Raw genomic sequence first — 24,443 nt, 5'->3', positions numbered from 1 at the left:
CCCTGGTTGCACCGGTTTTACAAACTACGAGGTTTCCTCGATAAATCTGTCGTGTGTTTTTCTGTAGGATTGCTAATCTTTTTTTAGCGGACTTCTCCGACAGCCATTCCAACCACGGAAAACACACCACATGAAGAATTTGACCATCCAGGCGAGGGTGCTGTTGCTGGCACTGGTGCCGGTTATTGTTCTGACTGCATTGCTGACCACTTACAACCTGAATCAGGCCCGCTCGATCGGAGAGCAGGCGGTTGCAAGCTTCTCGGAAGACATGGAGGACAGCAAGCGCCAGGAGCTGCGCAACTATCTGGAGCTGGCAAAAACGTCCATCCAGCATCTTTATGAGCAGCCGGGCTCGGCCAATGATCCTGAGGTCCAGCAGCAGGCCTGGGACATCTTGCGGCAACTGCGTTTTGACGACTCCGGCAGTGAGGGCTATCTGTTCGCCTATACCACGGAAGGTGTTTCGGTGATGCATGGTGTCAATTCCGCCTTGGAAGGCCGTAACCTCTGGGGCTTTCAGGACCCGAACGGCACCTACCTGATTCGCGAACTGATCGAGGCTGCGCGCAATGGTGGCGGCTATGTACCCTATGGCTGGAAACACCCGGAAACCGGCAACGTAGCCCCCAAGTTAGGCTATGCCGAAATGCTGCCGAAATGGGGCGTGATGATTGGCACCGGATTCTGGATTGACGGCCTGGAGTCTCAGGTTGCTTCCATGGAGCAGCGGGTGGGAGATTCCCTGGGTGAGGCTATCATTGGTTCGGTGACCACCTCCCTGATCGCCCTGGCCATTATCGTCTTTCTGGCCCTTGTCGTGGTTCGGGGCATTATCCGTCCGTTGAAGTCGGCGGTGACGGCGATGAATGGCATTGCCAGTGGCGACGGGGATCTTACCCGTCGGCTGGAGGTCTCGGGTCGGGACGAGCTGTCGCAGCTGGCCACGGCGTTCAACAGCTTTGCGGATCAGGTCCATGGGCTGGTCCGCCAGGTCCGCCAGTCGGCCGAGACATTGAATGACACCACCGGCGAGTTGAACGAGGTCATGGTGGAAGCCGAGCAGGGCGTTGAGCGCCAGAAATCGGAAAGTGATCAGGTGGCCACCGCCATGAACGAGATGACCGCCGCAGCCCAGGAAGTGGCCGGTAATGCCAGTGAAGCGTCGGATTCGGCTGGCCACGCTACCGCTCAGGTAACCGATGCCCAGGGGCTGGTGTACCAGGCCATCGAGGTGATTGGTGGGCTATCCAAACAGGTGGAAGAGGGGGTTCAGGTCATTGAAAAACTGGGCACCGACTCCCGCCAGATCGACAGCGTGCTGGAGGTTATTCGGGAGATTGCCGACCAGACCAACCTGTTGGCCCTGAATGCTGCCATCGAGGCGGCTCGGGCCGGGGAAGCCGGCCGTGGCTTTGCCGTGGTTGCCGACGAGGTACGTACGCTGGCAAGCAGGACTCAGAAGAGCACTCAGGAGATCCAGGCGACCATCGAGCGGCTGCAGAAAGGTGCCCAGCAGGCGGTAACGCTGATCGGCGCCATCAGCCAGCGCAGCGAGGAAACCGTGGAGGAAACCCGCCAGGTGAACGAAGCGCTGCAGCGTATTTCCCAGGCCGTGAACACGATTACCGATATGAACACGCAGATTGCCAGTGCTGCGGAAGAGCAGACCAGCGTGTCGGAAACCATCAACCAGAATGTCCACGAAATCGTGGCAATCTCGGAACAGACTGCCCAGGGAACCCGTCGCGCCGGCGAAGCGACCCAGCGCCTCAAGGCACTGGCCGGTGAGTTGACCGACGAGGTCAGCCGCTACCGGGTCTGAGCAGAGTTACCTATCCAGTCGAAGGAAAAGGCGCAGTCACGCAAGTGACCTGCGCCTTTTTTTTTGCCCGGATCAGGGCGCGATTTTCTTTTTCAGAGCTTTGGTCAGCGGCCTTGGCAGGCTCGGCAGCGACTTCAGCAGCCAGGGCAGAACCTTTCTTTTTACGCCATTCAGGGATTCCGGCACCACCGCTTCAATCAGGTGCGGGCCGGGGTTGTGTTTGGCGTATTCCATGGCTTTGATCAGCTCTTCCGCCGTGGTTACCCGGGTGCCGTGCACGCCCATGCTCTGGGCCAGCAACGCGTAGTTGGTGACCGGGCCACTGATGTCGAGTTGGGATTTCGCCTTGGCACCGGCTTCTTCTGCGCCAACCCGTTCCAGTTCTACGTTCAGGATCGAGTAGGAAGCGTTGTTGAAGATGATGGTGGTCACGTTCAGATTTTCCCTCGCCATGGTCCACAGGGCCTGGTTGGTATACATGGCGGTGCCGTCACCGATCAGTGCGTAAACCTGGCGATCCGGACAGGCGATGGCTGCACCGACGGCGTTGGGCATGCCTTGCCCGATGGCCCCGCCGGTGAGGGTGATCAGGTCGTGCCGTGGCGAGCCTGCGGTCATGGCGTTCAGCATCAGGCCGGAGGTGATGGCTTCATCCACGATAATGCTGTTCTCGGGCATCAGTTCGCCCACCGCCCGGCAAACCTTTTCGGCGGTGAGTTTACCTTTGGGCAGGCCGGGGCGGCCGGGCGCCTGCAGCTTGGGTTGGGCATTGCTGGCACCGAGAGTATCGGCCAGCTTTTTCAGGCTGGCGGTGGCATCCTGCTCCGGCGTGCTCAGGGTGTGAGCAGTGCAGTTGTCTGGCACCAGGTAGCTTTGTTTGCCCGGATAGGCGAAGAAGGATACCGGGGCCTTGGCATCCACCAGAATCAGGTGGTCAAACTCGGAGAGCTGCAGAGTGGCCAGTTCCGCCAGGTAAGCGATCCGCTCCACCGGCGGCAGGCCGGCGCCCCGTTCAATGCGGGTTGGGAAGGTTTCGGCAAACAGGGTGACACCGTTGTGGGCGGCAATGCGTGCCGCCTCCAGCAGAGCGGGCTCACGCAGGGCGCGGCCACCCAGCAGCAGGGCGGTTTTCTTACCGCTCTTAATGGCTTCTGCGGCCGCTTTAACAGCGCTATCTTCAGCTGCTGGCGCTTGTGGTTGAGTGGGTGCGGCACAAGGCTTGCCGCCTTCGCCCCAGGACACATCCGCCGGCAGAATCAGGGTGGCTACCTGGCCCGGCAAACCCCGGGCGGCGGTGATGGCTTCGGCGGCATCCTGGCAAAGAGCTTCTGTGCTTTGTGACGTGCGCACAAAATTGGGGGAGATGTTGCGAGCGACCGTTTCGATGTCAGACTGCAACTGGGCGTCGTATTTCACATGGTAGGTGGCATGGTCGCCAACAATGTTGACCACCGGTACCTTACCCTTGCGTGCATTGTGCAGGTTCGCCAGGCCATTGCCCAGGCCACAGCCCAGGTGCAGCAGGGTAGCAGCGGGTTTGTCCGCCATCCGGGCGTAGCCGTCGGCGGCGCCAGTGGCGACGCCTTCAAACAAGGCCAGCACGGCCCGCATCTTGGGTTCGCTGTCCAGAGCGGCGACAAAATGCATTTCGCTGGTGCCCGGGTTGGTAAAACAGACTTCAACACCCGAATCCACCAGGGTTTTCATGAGTGCCTGAGCGCCGTTGGTCATTGTTGTTCTCCAGCTTGGGTCAATTCGTTTGTATTGGTCCGGTCGAGATGAGTCTCGTTGATATCGGCAATTCTGGTGACGCCGGTCAGGGTCATGGCCAGTTTCAGTTCCTGCTGCCAGGTGTTCAGGAGCCGGGTTAATCCGGCCTGGCCTTCCGCCGCCAGGGCCCACGCCCAGGGCCGGCCCACCATCACGCCGTTGGCTCCCAGCGCGAGGGCCCGGAAAACGTCCACGCCGTTGCGAATGCCGCCATCCACCAGGATCTCGGTGTCGTTGCCGACGGCGGCCACGATATCAGGGAGTTTGCTGGCGGTGGCGGCTACACCGTCGAGCTGACGACCGCCGTGGTTGGAGACCACGATGCCATCGGCGCCTACGTTGACGGCTGCTTTGGCATCATCCACTTCCAGTATGCCTTTCAGGATCAGTTTCCCTGGCCAGCGTTCCCGCAGCCATTCGATGGCCTGCCAGGTGACGGAGGCATCGAACTGGGTATCGACCCACTGCTTGAAGGAGTCCAGGTTACTGGCCTCTGGCACCGCGTCGCTCAGGTTGCCAAAGGTCAGGGGTTTACCTTTTATCGCTACCTGCCATAGCCACCCGGGCCTGGATAGCAGTTGCTGCGCTTTGAGCGCAACGGAACGGGCGCCGGCGCTGTTCAGGCCGTTGCGGGTGTCCCGATGCCGGGGGCCGGGCAGGGGCAGGTCGATGGTAAAGATCAGCGTCTGGCAGCCGGAATCCCAGGCTTTTTTTAGCAGGTTTTCTACGTAGCCCCGGTCACGAATCATGTACAACTGGAACCAGAAGGGCGCCGTGGCGGCTGCTTTCACTTCTGCCAACGGGCATATGCCAACGGTGGAGAGGGTGAAAGGCACCTCGGCGGAGTTGGCTGCCTTCACAGCCTGGGCTTCTCCCCGTTGTGCCATCATGCCGGCCAGCCCCAGAGGCGCCAGGGCGACAGGCATGCTGCAGGATTGCCCAGCCAGCTCGGTGCGGGTGTCCACGTTATCGACATCAATCAACACACGCTGGCGCAGGGCGATATCCTGCCAGCCGCGGACATTGGCCCGCAGGGTGTGTTCTTCGGTAGCGCCGCCGTCCAGGTAATCTGCCAGAAACCGGGGCAGTTTACGGCGGGCGAGTTGCTGGTAATCGGCGGCGGTGGCCGGATAACTCAGGGGCATGGTCTCAGTTTCCCTTGGTGATGGAGCGGGCGGCAGCCCGCGCCGTCAGAATGCAACCGGGCAGGAAGGTGCCTTCCAGTGACCGTTTGCCATTGCTTCCACCGCCGCCAAAACCGGCCGCTTCGCCGACACAGTACAGGCCGCGGATGGGTTGCCCGCTGGCATCCATTACCCGGCTTTGCAGGTCGGTGCGAAGGCCACCCAGGCTCTTGCGGGTGGTCAGTTGCATGTGAATGGCGATATACGGCCCGGCGCCTGGTTTCTGCAGAGGCGCCGGTTTGCAGGTGCGCAGCCGGTCCGGCCCCCACTGGCGGGCGTGGCGGATCATGCGGATTTGGGCATCGTTGTTCAGTTGATCGCCCTTGCTGAAATTGGCATCGAAAGCATCGGCGGTGGCTTTCAGAGTGGCAGCGTCAATGTCCAGAGAGCAGGTCAGGGCGTTCATTTTCTTCGCCAGCCCTTCCAGGGTGTCATCCACCAGGAAGTGACGGCTTTCGTTCTGCATCTGATTCACCAGCGGTTTGTTGCCCAGCAGCAGTTCTTTCAGGAACAGCGGGAATTGTTTGTCCCGGATGCGGGCATTGTGTTCAGCGCCGGAGATGGCAAATTCTTTCAGTGCGATGCGCCGGTTCAGCAGGTGCCAGGTCCAGGGTTTTTCCTGATCGGCTACCCGTTGGCACAGCCAGTGAGTATCAAAACCGGTCACCAGGGGCTCCGGGCCGATGCGCTCGCCCCGGTGGTTCAGCCAGAGCGCGGATTTACATGGAATGGTAGACAGGCCATGGCCCGGGAAATGCGGGTAGGGGTGGGGAAAGCCGGCGGCATAGTTCCACATTTCGCCTGCGTGGGTGATGCGCGCGCCCAGGTGGTCTTTGGCCCAGTGATGCAGTTTGCCATCGGCAAACGGGTGGGCACCGTTAAGCATGGTGGCCGGTTGCGGCCGATGTCTGGGCCAGTTGGCCCGGCACTCGGCGTGGCTGCCGTTGATACCGCCCATAGCCAGCACCACATTCGCAGCCTCAAATCGCACTTCTTCGCCGGTTTCCTCGTTGATGGCAACGGCGCCACAGACCTCACCGGCCTGATGGTCGAGTGCGGTAATTCGGTGCCGGTGATGAATGGCCAGTCTGCCACCGGTACTGGCTTCGTGCAGGGCATTGACCATGCAGCGCACCAGTTCCCGGGAGGTGCCCCAGGTGATGTGGTAGCGGGGCACGCTGTTGCCATCGCCAAAACGGCCTCGCTCCACCCAGTTCACCGCCGGCATGAATTTGATGCCCTCGTTGGCGAGCCAGTCGTGCACCTCGGTACGGGAATGCTCAACGTAGTAGCGGGCCCACTGCATGGGCCACTCATCGTTCGGGTCCAGTTCGCCGAAACGCAGCCAGTCGTTCAGCGCCAGTTCCGGCGAATCGGCGATTCTCATGCGCCGCTGCAGCGGCGTGTCAATCAGCATCATGCCGCCGAAGGCCCACAGCGCCAGACCTCCGAAGCGTTCGGGGCTGTCACGATCAACAATGGTTACGGACTTGCCCGCCCGCAGCGCTTCCAGAGCGGTGACAATGCCCGCCAGGCCGCCGCCGGCAATCAAAAGGTCTGAGCTAACAGGTTTCACCATGATGCGTTTCCGGATTGTATTTTTGGTTTTGTTGTTACAGACCATATAACGCTATGATCGGTTCTGAATTGACTTCAGAGGCCATAATAATTGACGTTAGAAGCCACCGTATCCATGGGCTGGGTCAATACCGTGATCGATGCCGCGAGGAATCTGGGCGTTCCGGAGAACCTGTTGCTGGAAACCGCTGGTCTGCCGGCCGGGGCCCTGTCTCTCGAACGATGGCCCATCGACTTCATTACCCGTCTCTGGCACGCCGCGGAGCAGTGCACGCGGGATCCCGGGTTTGGTCTGAAAGTTGGCGCCGGCGTGCGGCCGGCCAGTATTGATGCGGTCAGTTTCGCCATGCAGAGCGCCGCCACGCTGCGCGAAGCCATCACCCTGGTCCAGAAATACCAGCGGCTGATCTCTGATGGCGGTCGCTTCCAGATGATACCGGGTAGCAGGGGCACCTGGATTGTCTACCACCCCCGGCAGGGGCGTCTGGCGTTCAGTCCGCATCAGATTGAAGCCGTGCTGTCGGCCGTGGTCAGCCTGACCGACTGGATTGCCGGTTCTGCGGTTGGGCCTGTGCGAGTGCAATTCAGTCAGGCCCGTCTGGGGCCACTGTCAGGGTACCGGGAGGTGTTTGGTTGCCCGGTGGAGTTCGAGCAGGCGTTCAGTGGTTTGCTGGTGGGTAATGAGGTGCTGGACAGGCCTTTACCACAGGCAGATCCGGCCCTTGCCCGTGTACATGAACAGTACAATGCAGGGCGGCTGGCGGCGCTGGAAAAGGGCGCTGTGTCGGCAGAGGATCTGCGACAATGGCTGGTCGCCCGGATGGGGCCAAACCTTCCACGACGGGCAGAAGCGGCCAGGATGTTGGGCCTCAGCGAACGCACGTTGGCCCGTCGGCTGGAGGCGCAGGGCTATACGTTCAACAGCTTGTTGGACGAGGTGCGCCGGGAGCTCGCCCTGGCAGCGGTGCGGGAATCGGGATTGTCCCTGGCAGAGATCGCTTTATCGCTCGGATTTGCAGAGGCCAGTACCTTTTACCGGGCATTCCATCGCTGGACGGGCATGCCCCCGGCTCGCTGGCGCAAACAGGGGGCGCACTGAAGCCTACAGATTGGCTTCGGCAAACTCGGCCAGTACCGAACGGGGTACGCCTTGCAGATGGATGTGACCGCCATGGCGGAAGCCCTTGAAGCGCTCAGTCATGTAGGTCAGGCCGGAGCTCAGGGGGCTCAGATAGGGGGTGTCTATCTGTGCCAGGTTGCCGAGGCAGATCACCTTGGAGCCGTTACCGGCCCGGGTGATGATGGTCTTGATCTGGTGCGGGGTCAGGTTCTGTGATTCATCAATGATGATGAGACTGTGCTGGAAGCTGCGGCCCCGGATGTAGTTCATGGATTTGAAGTGCAGAGGCACTTTGCTGAGGATATAGTCGACGCTGGCGGTCATGTTCTCATCGTCTTCGTGCAAAGCTTCCAGGTTGTCCACGATCGCACCCAGCCAGGGTTCCATTTTCTCGGCTTCGGTACCGGGCAGGAAACCGATATCCTCATCCAGGCCCTGGGTGGAGCGGGTCGCGATGATGCGTTTGTAGAGTTTGCTGGCCACGGTCATTTCAATACAGGCGGCCAGGGCCAGAATGGTTTTACCGGAACCCGCCGAGCCGGTCAGGTTCACCAGGTGGATGTCGGGGTCCAGTAACAGGTTCAGGGCCATGGCCTGATAGATATCTCTGGGCACCAGGCCCCAGACTTCTTCATTCATCAGGTCATGCTGGTGCAGATCCTTGAGCACCAGTTGGTCCTCGGAGATATCGACGACCTTGCCGATGAAGCCCTGCTCGTCAATCACGAACTCGTTGATGTTCAGTTTCGCCAGTTCCCCTTCGCGTTTGAGCAGGTGTTCCGTCACTCCCTCCCGCTGGATGGTTTCCACCTTGGCGATACCGTCCCAGAACGAGTTCGGGAACTCCTTGTAGCCCTTGGGCAGCAGGTCAATGTCGTCAAGTAGCTGGTCGTTGTGGTAGTCCTGGGCTTCGACACCAAAGCCGCGGGCCTTTAACCGCATGTTGATGTCTTTACTGACCAGGATGATATCCCGTGACTTGTGGCGTGCCTGCAGGGCGGCGAGGGTGTTGATGATCTTGTTGTCGTTCAGGTGCTCCGGCAGGGAATGATTGCCGGCACCTTCGGTGCTCATGATGATTGAGAGGGTGCCCAGTGGGTCCGCTTTCTTGCCGCGCAGAATCGGCACGCCTTTCTCGATGTCCTTGGGGCTGGCATCACCCAGCAGTTTGTCGATGTTACGAATGGCCTGGCGGCAGTCGGCAGCAACCGTCTGTTTGCCGGATTTCAGGCTGTCGAGCTCTTCGAGGACAGTCATCGGAATGATGACATCATGTTCTTCAAAGTTCAGGAGGGCATTCGGGTCGTGAATCAGGACGTTGGTGTCGAGGACATACATTTTCCGGCGAGCTTGCGGTGCTCTTGGCATAGGGGGCGCTACCTCTCTGGTGGCTCAGTCGGTCTCGGCGCAGCGTTGCGTCAGGTCTCTGTCGGAGATCAGTTTCAGCATGTCATAAGTGGTTATGATACCGGTGATTTTTGAACCCCGGGTGACAAAGATCCGGTGCAAGTGCTCTCGCATCATGATATTGGCAATGTCTCGCACTGGCGTGTCTTCGTCAACCGACAAAACAATGGGCGTCATGATGTCCCGGACTTCAACCGGAACCTTGCCCATCTCTTCGAAGATGACCATACGCAGACGCCGGGCCTCTTCCTGCTCCTCTTCGGTCAGCCTGGGCTGATCGCCGGAACGGGAGGCATTCCACCGGAATTCGGTAATGTCCTTGAGGGTGGCTATGCCGATGATGTCGCCGTTGTCGTCGGTAACCGGGCTGCCGGTGATTTCGTTGTCGGTGAGGAACCTGGCGAGGCGATCCATAGTCCAGTTGTGGGGGACGGCCTTGATGGTCGGGGTCATGATCTCATGGGCGAGAACACTCATGTGCGGGCATCTTCCGTTTGCTGTGCTTTTGATGAAGCTTAGCCGTTCCGTGGCCTGCCGTCACCCCTGCATCGTGGGTCGGGTTAACGGGCTTCCGGGCTTACGCCCTGCAATGTGCCGTCTTCGCCCCATTGCAACTGGTAACCCTGATAGCGATCCTGTTTGGCGACGGCTTCCAGTGCGAGGATGGATTTGACCGGTATATCGACAATCAGGCTATTGACCAGCCACCCGGGCAATGCGCCGTTGGGTTCGGTGTGCTGCACCCAGACCATTCGGGTTCGGTCGCCCTCCGGGGTAAACCGGTAGAGTGTGTCGGAGCGGTCCACCCGCACGCGACTGTTGAACTCGGCCCGCATGTTGGGAGTGGCGTTTAGGTCCATGATAATCTCGCCGGTGGACGCGTCGCCGCGGGTACGGATGCGCAGTACATAATCCCGGTCGGCTACCGGCCACGGCATATCATTGACCGAATAGGCATAGCGATCGTGGAAGTCCCCCTGGCCAAAGGCATGGGATTCGGTGCAGTTGTGAACCCATTCCTCACAGGATTCCGGATTGACCATGACGGCCATCAGGTTCTCGATAGGAACGTCCAGTTCCGCTACTGCCTTGAAAGCCTCGAACCCCGAGCCTTCCCGCGCCATGGTGTATATCCGCACATTGTCCACTTCCTTGCGCAGTGACCAGGCCTCGGCATCTTCCGATGGCAACGGGCCGGTTTCACTGGCGGACACAGACAAGGTCATCAACAGGCCCATAATGCCGGAAATCAGGCGGCTAACGCCGTGGGCTCTGGTTGTGGTCATAGGCTAAACTTCCGTTGTAAGAGTGAGCCGAGTCTACCACGGGGCGCATTGGCCCCCGCCTGTGAATGCGGGGGTTTGTGAACCAGGTAGCTTAGTTACACAACGCACACCACGATTGGCCTGATCTGACGAACATTATGACAACACAGAAACTGGTAGATGCCCGCGGACGAATAACGCCAGGGCTGATGGAGCACCCTGTCGACACCATCAATTATCTCGACTACGACCTACGCACGGTGATGGACAAGCCTCGGACCCGCCTGGCCAGACACTGGCGTTTCAACCAGTTCCAGTTTGTCAGTGCGATGGCGCCGGGCTGGGTGTTTGGCCTGGCTATTGTTGATCTGAACCTGGTGGGTAATGGCTTTTTCTATCTGTTCGATTTCGAGAGCGGGCAGATGTTCGAGCATTCGTTTTTGCAGCCTCTGGCCAGGAACACGAACATAGAGCCCTATCCCGAACGCGGTTACGCCCGGTTCCGCAAAGGCGATTTGAGCATGGCCATCGAACCGGCCACGGGCGGTCGGAATGTGAGAGTGAGCGGGCCCGGTAATATCCGGGTGGATCTTGAGTTGCGGGACACCGAACAACCCTTGCGGCTGGTGTCGCCGGCCGGATACAACGGCTGGGTGTTCACCCGGAAATCGGCCGGGCTGACGGTGGACGGTGAAGTGCGCTTGGGCGATGTGGTCTGGCGTTGCGATGAGTCTACCCGTGGGTCCATCGACTGGAGCTGCGGCTTCATGCGCCGGGAGACTGCCTGGAACTGGGCCAGTCTGGCTGGGGTTGCCGACAATGGTGTTTCAGTGGGGCTGAATCTGGCCGCTGGTGTGAACGAGACCGGGATGACCGAGAACGCGCTCTGGCTCGACGGGCGTCGCATTCTGCTGGGGCCGGCCCGATTCGAGTTCGATCGCTATCAGCCCGGGGCGGACTGGCGGGTCACCACCGACGATGGCCGCGTTGACCTGCGTTTCGTGCCCGCTGGCGCGCGCCGGGAAAAGCTCAACGCCTGGGTTATTGCCTCCAATTTCCGTCAGTTTGTGGGCACTTTCCAGGGTACGGTTGAGGATGAAAGCGGCAAAAAAATCCCCGTAAACGGGTTACGGGGATTGATGGAAGATCACTTTGCCCGGTGGTAAGCCGGGCGTAGCCATCACTTTTCGGGCAGGGTGACGTTCAATTCCAGCACGGAGCAGTGGTCATTGCGATCCACCTCCACCTGTACCATGTCGTCGCTGATCTGAACGTACTTGCGGATCACCTGCAACAGCTCCTGCTGCAGCTGGGGCAGGTAGTCCGGCTGTTCACGCTGGCCCCGCTCATGGGCCACGATAATCTGCAGTCGCTCCTTGGCGACACTGGCCGTACTGTTTTTCTTGCTTCTGAAGTAATCGAAAAAACTCATCCCTTAGCCCCCTTTGAACATCCGTGAGAAGAAGCCTTTTTTCTGGGACGTCATGAAACGGTGTTCCCGTTCCTCGCCCAGCAGCCTCGCAACGGCATCTTCATAGGCTTGGCCGGCATCGCTTTGCTCCTCCAGAATGACCGGCAGGCCCTGGTTGGAGGCATTCAGTACGATCTGGCTCTCGGGAATCACGCCAAGCAAGGGAATGGCCAGGATTTCCTCAACATCCTGTACCGACAGCATCTCGCCTTTTTCTACCCGGTCCGGGTTGTAGCGGGTCAGTAGCAGGTGTTCCTTGACTGGGTCCTGCCCCATTTCCGCTCGCCGGGATTTGCTCTGCAGTATGCCCAGGATGCGGTCTGAATCCCGTACCGATGAGACTTCCGGGTTGGTTACGACAATCGCCTCGTCGGCATAGTAGAGCGCCATCAGGGCGCCATGTTCGATGCCGGCCGGGGAGTCGCACACGATGTAGTCGAAGGTTTCGGACAGTTCGTTGATGACCTTCTCCACACCATCTTTGGTGAGAGCTTCCTTCTCGCGGGTCTGGGAGGCAGGCAGGATGTAGAGCGTTTCTACCCGCTTGTCCTTGATCAGGGCCTGGTTGAGAGTCGCTTCGCCCTGAATGACGTTAACGAAGTCGTACACCACCCGGCGTTCGCAGTTCATGATCAGGTCCAGGTTGCGCAGACCCACGTCGAAATCAATCACGACGGTCTTGTGGCCACGCTTTGCCAGACCAGTGCTGATGGAGGCGCTGGTGGTGGTTTTGCCCACGCCGCCTTTTCCTGAGGTAACGACAATGATTCTAGCCAAGGTTCAGTTCCTGTTTCTCGGTGGATTCGTCATGGTTTCAACTGTTGTTATCGGTTGTCACAACATCAGGCCTTGTCCAGTGGCGTCACCACCAGTACATCGTCCCTGAGCTGGATCTGCACAGCGCTTTTCCAGCCAATGTCCTGAAGATCTTCGGAGATTTTATAGTGTCCGGCGATGGACACAAGCTCCGCCTCAAGTGACTGGCAGAACACCCGGGCAGACTCGGCACCGTGAATGCCGGCCAGCGCCCGCCCGCGTAACGGGCCGTATACATGAATATTGCCGGCAGCCAGAACTTCGGCTCCAGCCTGCACCGGCGCAAGGATGATCAGATCGCCTTCCGGCGCGTATACCTGTTGGCCAGATCGAACCGGTTGATTGATGATTTTTGCCGGTGCCGGTTCGTTTGCAGGCTCCGGTGCAGCGGCCGCTTCCGGTTCGGCTTGTGCCGGGGCTTCCTGGGCCGGCTTTTCTTTCAGGCTGCCGCCGGGCAGCAGTGCCAGGGAGGCTCCCCGGGCAAGCCGGCGCTGATCGTCGTTGGCGGCACGTACGCCAATCACATGGATGTTGTGGCGGCGGCAGGTCCCGATCATCTTGAAAAAATCGAGTTCGCTGTCCAGGCCTTCATATTTCTCCAGGCTGATAATCAGCGGGATGTCTTTGAAGAAGCCCGGCGCCTGGCTGATCTTGTCCCGAAGATTGGCTTCAAATTCGTCGTTGTCGAAGTAGTAAAGCTCAAGGGCGGTCAGGGAAACACTGGCACTCTTCAGTTGAAAGCTCTGTTTTGTGTCGGTGGCTGCGGAATCGCTCATGGATGGACCTGTTCTCCGGTGTCTGAGGCATGGGCATCTCCGAGGGCGCGCAGCGGAGGGGCATCGAAACGGATGCCGGACCAGCCCGTGCTGATAAACTGGCGAATGTTACCATGGCTGTCCCCGGCCGGGTCGCCGAGCACCTGCTCGTAGTGTTGGGCGAACAGGCGCAGGGTGTCGGTCTCGCTCAGATTACAGTACTGACCCAGGCCGAAGACCCGGCAGGAGCCAGCGTTTTCGCCAGTCTCGTTGCGAAGCGGGCCGTTGCTGAAACCGGTGGGCCGAAATTCGAAATACTGATTGATCAGTTTCAGGGTGTCGTCGAAATCGGCATGACCGGCCTGCACTGAGGCCAGGTGGATACGAACCGCTTCATTAACATTCATTATTTGTGATCCTGCTTGGGGCCGGTCTGGTAGTTGGCTTTCCATTCTTCGTACGGCATGCCGTAGATTTCTTCCCGGGCGTCCGGATCTGAAATGTCGAACCCCCGCTCTCCCGCTTCGGCCCGATACCATTTGGACAGGCAGTTGCGACAGAAACCCGCCAGATTCATCAGGTCGATGTTCTGGACGTCGTTGTTTTCACGCAGGTGCTGCACCAGGCGCCGGAAGGCGGCGGCTTCGATTTCGGTGCGTTCAGACTCGGGAATCGGGTTACTCATGGGGCCTCGCTGTTGCTTGCCGGGACTATCGGGATTTCCTGACATTCTCGGCATGTTACCGTAAGATACAAGGCTGTATAAACGTACAGATTGTTAACGTGAGCCCGCCCCTATGGCCCAGCGCAAGATCATTCATGTGGACTGCGACTGCTTCTATGCCGCCGTCGAGATGCGTGACGACCCAAGCTTGCGGGATGTTCCGCTGGCGGTGGGTGGCGAGGGCGGCCGTGGTGTGGTGACCACCTGCAACTACCGGGCCCGGGCTTTTGGCGTGCGTTCGGCCATGCCCGGCAGCGAAGCCCGGCGGTTGTGCCCCGGCCTGGTCACGGTACCGCCGGACATGGGCCGTTACCGGGCAGTTTCCCACCAGGTGATGGCGATACTGCGGGAGATGACCGATCTGGTTGAGCCCTTGTCCCTGGATGAGGCGTTTCTGGATGTGACCGATGTTGACGCGTTCAAGGGCAGTGCCACCTTGATGGCGCGGCACCTGCGGGAGCGGGTGAGCAGGGAAGTCGGCATTACCATTTCCGCCGGCGTGGCCCCCAACAAGTTCCTTGCCAAAATTGCCAGTGACTGGCGCAAGCCCGATGGTCTGTTTGTGATTACGCCGCCGGAGGTGGCCGACTTTGTAAGCGAGCTGCCGGTGGAAAAGCTCTTCGGTGTAGGGCAGGTGACCGCGGCCCGGCTGCACGCCCTGGGTGTGAAAACCTGTGGCGATATGCAGGCGCTGGGTGCCGACGTGTTGATCGAGAAGTTTGGCAAACAGGGCTATCGTTTGTTTGAAATGGCCCATGGCCGGGACAATCGCCCCGTTGTGGTGTCGCGGGTGGCCAAGTCGGTGAGCGTCGAGCGCACCTTTTCCCAGGACCTCCCTGACCGGAGCGCCTGCGATACCGTGATGCCGGCCCTGGTGGCCGACCTCAATCTTCGCCTCTCGCGCAAGGGGCAGCACAAGCCGATACACAAGCTGTTCGTGAAAATCCGCTACAGCGATTTTTCCACCCACACACTGGAGCGGGTTCGGGAGTCCGTTACCGAGCCGGCCCTGGTGGATTTCCAGCCACTGCTCGAAGAGCTGATGCCCAAAGACCGCCCGGTTCGCCTGCTGGGAGTGGGAGTCCGGTTCCGCAATGACGATGCTCCGGTCACCCAGTTGCGCCTGTTTGACTGACTTCGGTCCCCGCGGGCATATCCGCCATTTTTTTAGTTTAAAACGGTATGGCTGCCGCTTTGACGTGACAGTGTGTCACCTCTAGCTTTTAGGTGACGCTATCCTGCTGTAAGCGTTGCGGGCCACGCCCGCCCCGAAACAACAATCGCAGGAGAACAAGAATGAACAAAGCTGGCTGTTGTGGCCCCTGGCGCTCCGGTGCGCTGGCGGGCTTGTTGTTATTGTTGCTGTCGGCTCCGGTATCGGCGGAGCTGGGGGATTATGGATTCTGGCGAACCCTGGGTAACCTGGCGTCGCCGCCCGGTGCCGATAATCCGGTGACATCGGATCAGCGCCAGGGTGCCTACCCTTTGTTGGCCAATCCCGATGGCTACGAGAATTTCTCGGCGGGGGCCTACTACCAGTGGCAGACCATCGCACTGGCGCCGGAAACCGGCGCTGTATGCGGTAACGGTTCGGAGTACAAGTTCTTCGTGAACCGGGTGCCGAACACTTCCAATACCGTGGTTTATTTTGAAGGTGGCGGTGCCTGCTGAGATTACGAGAGTTGCAGTGGCCAGACCGGGATCCGGGGAGCTCGTAATCCCGATGGTATCCCGGATGATTACATGTCTCTGTTGAATCCCGGCGCCAGCCTGGTGAGCCCGTTTGTGGTTCGTCTGCATCCCTGGACCCGGGTAAAAACCCAGAACTGGAACATGGTCTACGTACCCTACTGTACGGGGGATATCTATTCCGGCGACCGGGTGGCGGTGTATGAAGATCCTGAAGGCGAGGCGGAACCTCTGATCTGGCATCACAACGGCCTGAGGAATACCCGGGCGGTGATCAGCTGGCTCAAGGACAACCTGCAACGCCCCGGGCAAATGCTGGCGACCGGTTGCAGTGCTGGTGGCATTGGTGGCTTGACCAACTATCACCCAACCCGGCGGGACATGGCGCCAACTCGCAGTTTCCTGATCAACGATTCAGGCCCTGCCTTCAGTGCGCCGGTTGGCGCTGACCCTCAGCAGTATCCTTCGGTGCTGCTACAGAGCTTCATCAGGCAATCCTGGGGGCTGGACCAGCCGGGTGGCCCGCTGGCTTACCTGAAGTCCGGTTTACCGGCACTGAACCTGAATGACCTCGGCAGCCTGTATCCTGCGCTGGCGACGGCGCTGCCACAGGACCGCATGGGGCATACGCATTTCTGGCGGGATCTGAACTACTCCTCCTATTCCTATGAGCGCTTCTTCCCGGAGATCGAGAATGCGCCGGATCAGGCCACCAAGGAGGCTTTGCTGCATCAGAAGTGGGCCGTGGACACCGAACGGTTGACGCAGACGCTGGCCGGGCTGGATAACTTCGGCTATTACCTGCCCATGTTTCGGGACGTGAATGAAAGTCACTGCACGTCCATTATCGAGTTCGCCAATTCGGATATTCAGGAGTTGGGCCTGGAACTGGGGGATTTCGTCAATAACGTGATGAATGGCAGCGGTGCGGTGATGCAGGCCTCGGAGACCGATACGGTGGCCGATTACAATAAACCGTTCAACCTGTTGTACTGGTCGCTGGATCAGTTGCTCTGATTATTGCCGGCGGACCGGCCCATGGCCTCTACCCGAGCTTCCTGAAGGCGCTCGCGCAGGTATTGGTCCCGGGTCAGTCCGCCGGGAATATCATCCATGGCCATCACTTCTTCCACAATCGCCTTTTCCCGGGCCTTGTAGCGTTCGAAGTCCGGCCTGGGTTCGTCCAGCCAGGCCTGCAGTCTGGCTCCGGATTCAGCCCGGTACCGGTCCATGAGTTGCTGTGCGGCGGCTTTTGCTGCCTCCTCATCCGGCTCCAGAATCTGGATCATCGCCAGTTGAATTAGCGCGGCTTCCGGAGCACTCATCTGCACAGATCCCTCGTATTCGTTCATACGCTCTTGCAGGGCATCGGCCAGGGCCCGGCGTTCCTGTTCGGGGAGAGATGGGGCGTTGGCAAAGAAATCGTGCAGGTCATCTTCAAATTCAAGCCGCTGGGCGTAGGCCTTGACCTTGGGGTTGTCCAGCAGCGCCTGTTGTTCTGGTGACAGGGCATCGGAAGAGGGCGGGGGGGCCTCGGCCGGATCTGAAGCGGTATCCGGAGCGTTTCCGGCTGGTGGTAACTCGGGTGGCGGGGTATTGGTCGGCCACAGGAGCGCCAGCGCCAGAATAATTGCGGCCCCGGTGACCAGCAGGATCTTTGTGTTCATGACTCACTCCGGCAGGATTCTCCGGAATCAGTGTAGACCAGAATGCGGCAACTGCCTGGGTTGGGCTCAGCCGGCCAGCCACTGCATAGAGGCCCAGCCCATGGTGCCACCAATCAAGGCGCCGGCCAGGACATCGCTGGGGTAGTGGAGCCCGAGAATGACCCGGGATGCCGCCACTGACAAGGTGAATGGAAGCACACACCAGGCCAGGGCCGGGAGCGCAACGAACAGCATGGCCTGAAAACACACCGCGTGCAGGGTGTGGCCGGAGGGAAAGCTGTACCGGTCCAGTGGCGGCGTTGCACAGTTAATAACCGGAAACGAAATAAAAGGCCGCTCGCGGATCAGCCAGCGTTTGAGGGCCTTGTAGGTCAGCGTGCAGGTGAGCCCGGTAAGCGCCATTTGAAGTGCCAGGGCCGGGCCAGAGTCCCCGGCGTAGAAAGGCAGTAAGAGAATCAGCGCGTACCAGAACCAACCGTCGCCAAGTCGGCTGACGACTCGGAAATACCCCAGAATCGGCCGGAACCGTACGCTGCGATTAATGGCCTGGCAGACCGCGAATTCTCGCTGGTCTGCCAACTCAAAGAAGCGAGATGCCTTGCTTGTTAATGCCATGGTATCGGGCCTGTGCAGTTTGGTTTAAAACCAGCTGTTCAAACTGGTCGATCTGGCTGCTCCAATTCAATTCAAGAGCGTCCAGGCGAGCCTGGGCGCGGACTCGGTTCAACAGTGAGGGCTGGTCGGCCAGTCTCAGGGCGTGATTGACGAAGGCTTCGTCGTCTGTCAGTTCAGCCTTCATGCCGTTTTCGTCATGTCGGATATGTTCTGCGGCTGCAGCATCGTCGAAGGCGACGATGCCCAGTCCGCTGGCCATGGCTTCCAGCACCACGTTGCCGAAGGTGTCGGTTTTACTGGGAAACAGGAACAGGTCACCGGAGGCATAGTGCCGGGCCAGATCTTCGCCCCGTCGTGTGCCACAGAATATGTAGTCCGGGTGCCGGTCTTCCAGGGAGCGGCGCATGGGGCCATCCCCTACCAGCACGAAGCGGGCATTAGGATGCAGGCCGCGGATACGCTCGAAGCAGGCAACAGCCATGCGCAGGTTTTTTTCCGCAGCCAGGCGCCCGACATAGAGTACGGCACGTTCGTTGTCGTGCAGCCCCCATTGCCGACGCAGGGATTGGTCGCGTTTGTGGGGGGTGAAGCGCTGGCAATCCACGCCCCGGCTCCAGAGGCCGGTGCAGGTGATCCCCATGTCCCGGGTCACCCGCTGCATGCGACCGGTAGGCACCAGGGTGATGGCTGTTCTGTTATGGAACCAGCGACCGTAGGCACACAGTAACCGTTCGAGCAGGCCCGCTCCGTAATAGCGAGAATACTGATGGAAGTTGGTATGGAACCCGGAACTGACAGGCAGGGCGAGGCTGCGAGCCGCGTTCACGGCCGCCACGCCGAGAGGCCCCTGGGTTGCCACATAGATGCCGTCGGGCCGCTGTTTCTGCCAGAGCTTTTTCAGGCTCGAGGGGCGGGCGGTACCGAAGCGCAGATCTGCGTAGCCGGGAAGAGGCAAGCCATTAACCACCAGTTCGGTGGAAAACAACCCGCTCCCGGTACTCTCAAACAGTCCTTTCTGTTCGTGGGGCTGCCGGGGGCGCACCACGGTTACATGGTGGCCCCGTTGCATCAGCCCCTGACACAGGTGCCGCATGGTGTTGGCAACACCATTGATTTCCGGCGGAAACGTCTCGGAAACAATGGTAATGTGTTGCGGTCGCCGTTCGGTCAACTGGGCTTCGGTCACGGGGGTTCCTGAAGGTTCTGCTGTCATGCCTTTACTATGGAAAGACGCCATGACAGAAATGCGACAACTCCGTGACATTCCGTTTACGTGTTTATACCCCGTCTCTTATCGACCTATTGCAAGGAGATTCCATGCAAACGCGAAAACTTGGCTTTACAGATATCGAGGTCAGCCTGATCTGCCTGGGAACCATGACCTGGGGCGAGCAGAACAGCGAGCAGGAAGCCTTTCAGCAGCTCGACTATGCCATGGAGCAGGGCATCAATTTCATCGACGCCGCTGAAATGTATCCAGTGCCACCCAGGGCAGAAACCCAAGGCCTGACCGAGCAGTATCTGGGCAACTGGCTGGCCCGCCGTGGCCAGCGTGATGACCTGGTGATCGCCAGCAAGGTGGCCGGGCCGGGTAATGGCCTCGGGTATTTGCGCGGTGGCCCGAGGCTGACCCGGGAGCATATCCGCTCTGCCTGTGAGGGCAGCCTTAAGCGCCTGCAGACGGATTACATCGATCTTTATCAGGTGCACTGGCCGGACCGGAGCGCCAATTTTTTTGGCAAGCTCGGTTATGACCGCAATCCCGATGAGCAGATGACGCCCATTGAGGAAACACTGGAAGCGCTGGATGAACTGGTGCGTGAAGGAAAGGTCAGACACATCGGGCTTTCCAACGAGACACCGTGGGGCACGATGCAGTACCTGCGCCTGGCGGAGCAGCGTGGCTGGCCCCGGGTGGTCTCTATCCAGAACCCCTACAACCTGTTGAACCGTTCCTTTGAAGCAGGCCTGGCGGAGTTCGCCCATCGTGAAGGCACCGGCCTGCTGGCCTATTCACCACTGGCCTTTGGCATGCTGACCGGCAAATACCTGGGGGGAAAATGGCCGGAAAAGGCCCGGCTGACTCTGTACGAGCGGTTCAGTCGCTATACCAATGACCGGGCGGCGGACGCCACGAGGGCCTATGTTGAGCTGGCTCACCAGCATGGTCTCACGCCGGCCCAACTGGCACTGGCCTGGGTGAACAGTCGGGAGTTCGTAACCAGTAACATCATTGGTGCAACCACCATGGAGCAGCTCAGGGAGAACATCGGGGCAGCCAGTGTGACTCTGAGCCCCGACCTCGTGTCCGCCATCGAGGCGATCCATGCCGAGTTCACCTATCCCTGCCCTTGAAGACTGTATGCATAAGGGCTTGCAGTAGCCAGGTGCGATCCTGCCGCTCCGACCAGCGGCAGAATCGTTACATACTGCAATATAAGTGATCATTTATTGACAAAAAAGCTGGTGCCAGGCGACGGAACGCTGGCGAAATTGTGTGCAAAATCACACCAATCTTCGTCGCAATCATTAGACTTTGGTACTGTGAATTAAATAAAGCCAATGTCGATACCGGATTTCCTGTTGCCATGATTCTTCGCCTGTTCGTCGTCCTTCTAGCCCTGAATAGCGTCGCCTTTGCGATGCGGGCTGACGCTGCGCAGCCCATGTTGTCGGAACCGATGCTTTCCGAGCGCATGATGGCCGAGCGCGACGAAATGACGACGGCGGAGGATGTTTACGAACTTCAGGAATGGATGTCCGGCGATTATGAAGACGACCGCAGCGATGCACTTACCGCTATCGGCTCCCGTCTGCTCAGCCTGAGCCTCAGCCGCTCCCGCACTGCTGAAAAGACCTATGCTTCCGATCCGGCTCAGCCTGACCACGGCATCGCCCTGTTGAACGAAGGTGCCTGCCTGAACCTGCGCTGGAAGTTCTGACCGCTGTTCCCTGGCGTGCCCGCCATCTTTCTCCCGACCTTCCGCTTTGTCAAAATGTCATGACCTGACGCATTGTCAGCTTGAATCTGCCGTGTGATCATCCACCTTAATTGAGATTCTCAAGCGACGAGGAGCCGGTAATGGCAGCAGAGAACGGAGTCTATTGCGACGACGCAGAACGGTGTGTTGATCGGGTGATTGAACGGGTTGGCAAGCGCATTACCCTGGGCTTGCCGCTTGGTCTTGGCAAGCCGGTGAGGTTTGTGAATGCGCTCTATCAGCGTGCCAAGGATGATCCGGACATTGAGCTGCATATTGTGACCGCGCTCTCCCTGTTAGCGCCTGAGGGCAGTTCTTCACTGGAAAAACGTTTCATGGGGCCCTTCGCCAAGCGCCTGTTTGGCGATATTCCGGAACTGGCCTATGCCCGTGATGTCGCCAATAACCGCTTGCCAAGCAATGTCCAGGTGTCTGAATTTTTCTTCAAAGCTGGCAGCTACCTGAACAATCGCAACCAGCAGCGAAACTATGTATGCACCAACTACACCCATGCCGTTCGCGATCTGATGGCGCAGGGTGTGAATGTGGTGGGGCAGACGGTTTCCCCAGGCGAGCCCAATGGCTTTCCGGGCCAGGTGAGCTTTAGCTGTAACCCGGACCTGTCACTCGATATCCTGCCGCTGCTGCGGGAGCGTGAACAGCAGGGCGTACCGGTGGCCATGGTGGCTGAAATCAATCAGTACCTGCCCTGGTTTGGCCATCATGCAGCCGTCGAGGAACAGCAGTTTGATCTTCTCTTCAGTCATCCATCGACAGACTATCCGTTATTCTCGGCTCCTCAGATGGCCATCAGTCCGTCTGATCACCTCATCGGATTCTACGCCAGCTGCCTGTTGAAGGATGGCGGAACCCTTCAGGTTGGCATCGGTTCACTGGGAGCCTCGCTGGTTCACAACGCCATTCTGCGCCACAAGCACAATGATGCCTGGCGCGCAGTTTATGACCACCTGGATGTGGGATCCAGGTTCCCTGTGGTTGACAGCTGCGGCGGTACCGGTACGTTCGAGACCGGCCTGTATGGCTGTAGTGAAATGATGGTGGATGGCTTCCTGTATCTGATGCAGGAGGGCATCCTGAAGCGGGAAGTATTTGATCATGCCGGTTTGCAGACTCTGATCAACCGGGGCGAGATTACCCTGACGCCGTCGCTCGACATGCTGGATGTGCTGGTCCGGGAAGGGCTGATCGACTCGCCATTGCGGGCGCGGGATGTCAACTGGCTGATTCAGTACGGCATTCTGCGGGACACAGTGGAATTCCGTGGCGGACGCCTGCGCCTGAGTGAAGATCACGCTGTAGAAGCAGACCTCAGCCAGGATCAGACCCGTGAGGCGCTGGCGGCCCTGGGTCTTGGTTCAAGGCTCACCGGTGGTATTGCCATGCACGGTGGCTTCTACGTGGGGCCGGAGGCCTTCTACCAGGCTCTGAGAGATCTGTCGCCAGAGAAGCGTGACAAGATCTGCATGACCAGTGTCAATTTCATCAACCACCTTTACGATCACCGTTTCGGAGATCAGAAGCTCAAAGCCGCCCAGCGTTTGCACGGTCGGTTTATCAACTCTGCGATGATGTACACCCTCAATGGCGCGGCAGTGTCAGATGGGCTGGATGATGGTCGCGTGGTCAGTGGTGTGGGGGGGCAGTACAACTTTGTTTCGATGGCCCATGAGTTGCCCGGGGCGCGCTCCATCCTGGCTCTCAGAGCCACCCGCATGTCGGGTGGGCAGGTAGTGTCCAACATTGTATTCAACTATGCCCATTGCACCATTCCAAGACATCTCAGGGACATTGTGATCACGGAGTACGGCATTGCCGATTTGCGGGGGCGGTCCGACGAAGATGTGTTCCTGGCGCTGATCCGTATTGCCGATTCCCGTTTCCAGGCGGATTTGCTGAAACAGGCCCAGAAGGCGGGCAAGGTCCGTGACGATTTCCGCTTGCCTGCGGACTGGCAGAACAATACGCCGGCGTCGGTTCGCCAGGCTTTGGCTGCACCCGGTAAGGGCGACTGGTTCCCGGCGTTCCCGTTCGGCCGGGATTTCACCGATGAGGAGCTGACCCTGGGGAAAGCCCTTAAAGGACTGAAAGCCGCAACCGCCACTCCCCGTGGTAAACTGGCGACCCTTTGGCAGGCCATCCGGGCTGAAGACGATACTGGCCAGTACGCGGTGCTGCTCGAACGCATGGGGTTGAACAACCCCTCAGGCATTCGGGAGAAGCTGGATCGCAAACTGGTGATACATGGCCTGCAGCAACTTGAACCCGCGACAAAGACAGGAAGCGAAAACAGCTGATGCAAGCCGATAACCCGAACACCCGGCCGGATGTTTTTACCGTCCATTACGTGCTCAAGAACCGCATCGGTGAGCTGGTGGATACGTCTGAAGGCAGCGAGCCTCTGCACTTTATCTACGGCAGCCCCGAGATCATTGCCGGCATTCAGGAGGCGGTGAAAGACCGAAACGTAGGTGATTGCCTGGAAGTGACCGTGCCACCGGAAATGGCCTATGGCGAATACCGCGAGGACCTGGTGCGCAAGGTGCCCCGTTCCTTGTTTGAGGGCGTTGAAAACCTGGATGTGGGCATGAAGTTCCAGACTAACTCCGGCGATCAGGCCCAGGTGGTACAGGTGGTGGCGATAGACGGCAATCTGGTCAAAGTGGATGCCAATCACCCTTTAGCCGGTTTCACCCTCTATTTTGATCTGGAAATTGTGGGTCGTCGCGAGGCTACTGAAGACGAGGTAGCTCAGGGTCGCCCGCTGTTCTGATAGGGCGTTCGGGTACCTGGTCGAGCTCGCCCGAGTGAATGCGTGCGAGGCCCTGGCTGATCTGCTGGTGTATGCTCCCGGTCAGCTCATTCAGGGATAGATCCGGATCCGGTCCAAGGGGCGGATGCAGTATTACGATGATCTGCCCCGGCGGCTGTCGCAGCAGCCTGAACAGATGACAGTGGAAACTGTCATCGCCCACAAAGGGCGCCAGTGAGTCAGGGCGCCGTTCTCGCCGATAACCGATGGACACTGGCTGTATGGCCGTGTTGCTGTCCCGGGCGGCGCTCATCAACAGTCCGTGCATGGGTAATACGGCTAGCCCGGTGCTGGTGGTTCCCTCTGGATAGACCATCACCGATTCTCCAGCCTGCAGGCATTGCGCGATACTGGCTTTGATAGCTCTGGCCTGACCGCCGCCACGTTTGATGAACAGCGTGCCGGCCTGCCGGGCCAGCCAGCCGATCACCGGCCATTGACCTACTTCCGCTTTTGACAGAAACCGCATGGGCGTGATGCTGCCAAGAACCGGGATGTCTGACCAGCTGATGTGGTTGGCGACAAACAGGGCGTTTTCCGGGCAGGGCTGGCCATAAACCTGAACCTGCCAGCCCAGGCACTGACATGCCTTCCGAAAACAGATTGTGGCCCAGGGATTCTTGTCCACCGGTCTGGTCCTGGCCAGATCGGAGATCCGGAGCAAAGCCGCCAGCGCGCAGGCTCCGACAAGGAAGCCTGCAAACATTGCTAAGCGAAAGCTCAGTCGAAGCCAGCTCATCGGCAAT

The 24,443-nt window shown here is 59.3% G+C and carries 25 protein-coding genes; 10 read left to right on the top strand and 15 right to left on the bottom strand.

What is annotated here, in order from left to right; genetic code table 11:
* Positions 1 to 130: 130 nt before the first annotated feature.
* Complete coding sequence (locus tag ACAM27_RS15845) at positions 131 to 1,825, top strand: methyl-accepting chemotaxis protein (RefSeq protein ID WP_369612286.1); 1,695 nt, start codon at positions 131 to 133, stop codon at positions 1,823 to 1,825.
* A 72-nt stretch (positions 1,826 to 1,897) separates the two neighbouring features.
* Here the strand turns inward: ACAM27_RS15845 and ACAM27_RS15840 are convergent, their stop codons facing one another.
* Genes ACAM27_RS15840 through ACAM27_RS15830 form a run of 3 tightly spaced genes read right to left on the bottom strand, consistent with a single transcriptional unit; the run spans position 1,898 to position 6,358 of the window.
* Positions 1,898 to 3,556: an acetolactate synthase large subunit gene (locus ACAM27_RS15840; RefSeq protein ID WP_369612285.1), complete on the bottom strand. Its 1,659-nt coding sequence runs from the start codon at positions 3,554 to 3,556 to the stop codon at positions 1,898 to 1,900.
* Complete coding sequence (locus ACAM27_RS15835) at positions 3,553 to 4,740, bottom strand: L-lactate dehydrogenase (RefSeq protein ID WP_369612284.1); 1,188 nt, start codon at positions 4,738 to 4,740, stop codon at positions 3,553 to 3,555. Before ACAM27_RS15835 ends, ACAM27_RS15840 begins: the two co-directional genes overlap by 4 nt.
* Before the next feature lie 4 nt (positions 4,741 to 4,744).
* A complete protein-coding gene (locus tag ACAM27_RS15830) occupies positions 4,745 to 6,358 on the bottom strand; it encodes an FAD-binding dehydrogenase (RefSeq protein ID WP_369612283.1) in 1,614 nt (537 codons plus the stop codon).
* Positions 6,359 to 6,448: 90 nt separating this feature from the next.
* On the opposite strand from ACAM27_RS15830, the gene ACAM27_RS15825 reads away from it, so the two are divergent.
* A complete protein-coding gene (locus tag ACAM27_RS15825) occupies positions 6,449 to 7,456 on the top strand; it encodes an AraC family transcriptional regulator (protein WP_031210119.1) in 1,008 nt (335 codons plus the stop codon).
* A gap of 3 nt (positions 7,457 to 7,459) precedes the next feature.
* Here ACAM27_RS15825 and ACAM27_RS15820 read toward each other — a convergent pair whose 3' ends face one another.
* The 3 genes from ACAM27_RS15820 to ACAM27_RS15810 all read right to left on the bottom strand — a co-directional run bounded on the left by ACAM27_RS15820 (position 7,460) and on the right by ACAM27_RS15810 (position 10,170).
* Entirely contained in the window at positions 7,460 to 8,845 is a 1,386-nt protein-coding gene (locus ACAM27_RS15820; protein WP_011785804.1) for a PhoH family protein, read from the bottom strand.
* Between the two features lie 24 nt (positions 8,846 to 8,869).
* A complete protein-coding gene (locus ACAM27_RS15815; RefSeq protein ID WP_369612282.1) occupies positions 8,870 to 9,361 on the bottom strand; it encodes an HPP family protein in 492 nt (163 codons plus the stop codon).
* 83 nt (positions 9,362 to 9,444) lie between these two features.
* Positions 9,445 to 10,170 (bottom strand): START domain-containing protein, encoded by a 726-nt coding sequence (locus tag ACAM27_RS15810; protein ID WP_011785802.1) that lies wholly within the window; start codon positions 10,168 to 10,170, stop codon positions 9,445 to 9,447.
* Positions 10,171 to 10,307: 137 nt separating this feature from the next.
* Here ACAM27_RS15810 and ACAM27_RS15805 point away from each other — a divergent pair, with 137 nt between their 5' ends.
* The gene (locus tag ACAM27_RS15805) at positions 10,308 to 11,315 is read left to right on the top strand and encodes a DUF2804 domain-containing protein (protein ID WP_369612281.1); all 1,008 of its coding nucleotides are present in this window, start codon (positions 10,308 to 10,310) and stop codon (positions 11,313 to 11,315) included.
* Positions 11,316 to 11,329: 14 nt separating this feature from the next.
* Here ACAM27_RS15805 and minE read toward each other — a convergent pair whose 3' ends face one another.
* From minE to ACAM27_RS15780, 5 genes are all read right to left on the bottom strand, one after another.
* On the bottom strand, positions 11,330 to 11,581 hold the full coding sequence (minE, locus tag ACAM27_RS15800; protein WP_011785800.1) for a cell division topological specificity factor MinE: 252 nt from the start codon (positions 11,579 to 11,581) through the stop codon (positions 11,330 to 11,332).
* A 3-nt stretch (positions 11,582 to 11,584) separates the two neighbouring features.
* On the bottom strand, positions 11,585 to 12,397 hold the full coding sequence (minD, locus tag ACAM27_RS15795) for a septum site-determining protein MinD (protein ID WP_011785799.1): 813 nt from the start codon (positions 12,395 to 12,397) through the stop codon (positions 11,585 to 11,587).
* A gap of 65 nt (positions 12,398 to 12,462) precedes the next feature.
* A complete protein-coding gene (gene minC, locus ACAM27_RS15790) occupies positions 12,463 to 13,212 on the bottom strand; it encodes a septum site-determining protein MinC (protein ID WP_014420726.1) in 750 nt (249 codons plus the stop codon).
* Positions 13,209 to 13,598 carry a HopJ type III effector protein gene (locus ACAM27_RS15785; protein ID WP_011785797.1) on the bottom strand — a complete coding sequence of 130 codons (390 nt, stop codon included), beginning with the start codon at positions 13,596 to 13,598 and terminating at the stop codon, positions 13,209 to 13,211. Before ACAM27_RS15785 ends, minC begins: the two co-directional genes overlap by 4 nt.
* The gene (locus ACAM27_RS15780; protein WP_011785796.1) at positions 13,598 to 13,876 is read right to left on the bottom strand and encodes a DUF1244 domain-containing protein; all 279 of its coding nucleotides are present in this window, start codon (positions 13,874 to 13,876) and stop codon (positions 13,598 to 13,600) included. Before ACAM27_RS15780 ends, ACAM27_RS15785 begins: the two co-directional genes overlap by 1 nt.
* Positions 13,877 to 13,988: 112 nt before the next feature.
* Between ACAM27_RS15780 and dinB the strand changes: the two genes are divergently transcribed.
* The 3 genes from dinB (at position 13,989) to ACAM27_RS15765 (ending at position 16,621) form a co-directional block, all read left to right on the top strand.
* Positions 13,989 to 15,050 carry a DNA polymerase IV gene (gene dinB / locus ACAM27_RS15775; RefSeq protein WP_023011501.1) on the top strand — a complete coding sequence of 354 codons (1,062 nt, stop codon included), beginning with the start codon at positions 13,989 to 13,991 and terminating at the stop codon, positions 15,048 to 15,050.
* A gap of 161 nt (positions 15,051 to 15,211) precedes the next feature.
* Positions 15,212 to 15,586, top strand: a complete 375-nt coding sequence (locus tag ACAM27_RS15770) for a hypothetical protein (RefSeq protein ID WP_369612280.1) — start codon at positions 15,212 to 15,214, stop codon at positions 15,584 to 15,586.
* Positions 15,587 to 15,658: 72 nt separating this feature from the next.
* Entirely contained in the window at positions 15,659 to 16,621 is a 963-nt protein-coding gene (locus tag ACAM27_RS15765) for a pectin acetylesterase-family hydrolase (protein ID WP_369612279.1), read from the top strand.
* On the opposite strand, the gene ACAM27_RS15760 is transcribed toward ACAM27_RS15765, so the two are convergent.
* The 3 genes from ACAM27_RS15760 to ACAM27_RS15750 form a co-directional block, all read right to left on the bottom strand.
* Positions 16,609 to 17,271: a hypothetical protein gene (locus ACAM27_RS15760; protein ID WP_022991021.1), complete on the bottom strand. Its 663-nt coding sequence runs from the start codon at positions 17,269 to 17,271 to the stop codon at positions 16,609 to 16,611. The two genes, ACAM27_RS15765 and ACAM27_RS15760, sit on opposite strands and share 13 nt — an antisense overlap.
* 66 nt (positions 17,272 to 17,337) lie before the next feature.
* Positions 17,338 to 17,886, bottom strand: a complete 549-nt coding sequence (locus ACAM27_RS15755) for a phosphatase PAP2 family protein (protein ID WP_031211463.1) — start codon at positions 17,884 to 17,886, stop codon at positions 17,338 to 17,340.
* Positions 17,852 to 19,099, bottom strand: coding sequence for a glycosyltransferase family 1 protein (locus ACAM27_RS15750; RefSeq protein ID WP_081432101.1), 1,248 nt, complete (start codon positions 19,097 to 19,099; stop codon positions 17,852 to 17,854). The genes ACAM27_RS15755 and ACAM27_RS15750 overlap by 35 nt, the downstream gene beginning before the upstream one ends.
* A gap of 104 nt (positions 19,100 to 19,203) precedes the next feature.
* On the opposite strand from ACAM27_RS15750, the gene ACAM27_RS15745 reads away from it, so the two are divergent.
* The 4 genes from ACAM27_RS15745 to ACAM27_RS15730 all read left to right on the top strand — a co-directional run bounded on the left by ACAM27_RS15745 (position 19,204) and on the right by ACAM27_RS15730 (position 23,658).
* A complete protein-coding gene (locus ACAM27_RS15745; protein ID WP_023011505.1) occupies positions 19,204 to 20,241 on the top strand; it encodes an NADP(H)-dependent aldo-keto reductase in 1,038 nt (345 codons plus the stop codon).
* 233 nt (positions 20,242 to 20,474) lie between these two features.
* Complete coding sequence (locus ACAM27_RS15740) at positions 20,475 to 20,828, top strand: hypothetical protein (protein WP_011785789.1); 354 nt, start codon at positions 20,475 to 20,477, stop codon at positions 20,826 to 20,828.
* Positions 20,829 to 20,968: 140 nt separating this feature from the next.
* On the top strand, positions 20,969 to 23,182 hold the full coding sequence (locus tag ACAM27_RS15735) for an acetyl-CoA hydrolase/transferase C-terminal domain-containing protein (RefSeq protein ID WP_369612278.1): 2,214 nt from the start codon (positions 20,969 to 20,971) through the stop codon (positions 23,180 to 23,182).
* Complete coding sequence (locus ACAM27_RS15730; RefSeq protein ID WP_011785787.1) at positions 23,182 to 23,658, top strand: peptidylprolyl isomerase; 477 nt, start codon at positions 23,182 to 23,184, stop codon at positions 23,656 to 23,658. Before ACAM27_RS15735 ends, ACAM27_RS15730 begins: the two co-directional genes overlap by 1 nt.
* Here the strand turns inward: ACAM27_RS15730 and ACAM27_RS15725 are convergent.
* Complete coding sequence (locus tag ACAM27_RS15725; RefSeq protein WP_369612277.1) at positions 23,618 to 24,436, bottom strand: lysophospholipid acyltransferase family protein; 819 nt, start codon at positions 24,434 to 24,436, stop codon at positions 23,618 to 23,620. The two genes, ACAM27_RS15730 and ACAM27_RS15725, sit on opposite strands and share 41 nt — an antisense overlap.
* Between the last annotated feature and the right edge of the window lie 7 nt (positions 24,437 to 24,443).

The sequence above is a fragment of the Marinobacter sp. RI1 genome (assembly GCF_041155085.1).
Classification (GTDB): domain Bacteria; phylum Pseudomonadota; class Gammaproteobacteria; order Pseudomonadales; family Oleiphilaceae; genus Marinobacter; species Marinobacter nauticus.
Note: the sequence above shows the minus strand (reverse complement) of the source record. Positions and strands in the feature narration are given on the sequence as shown.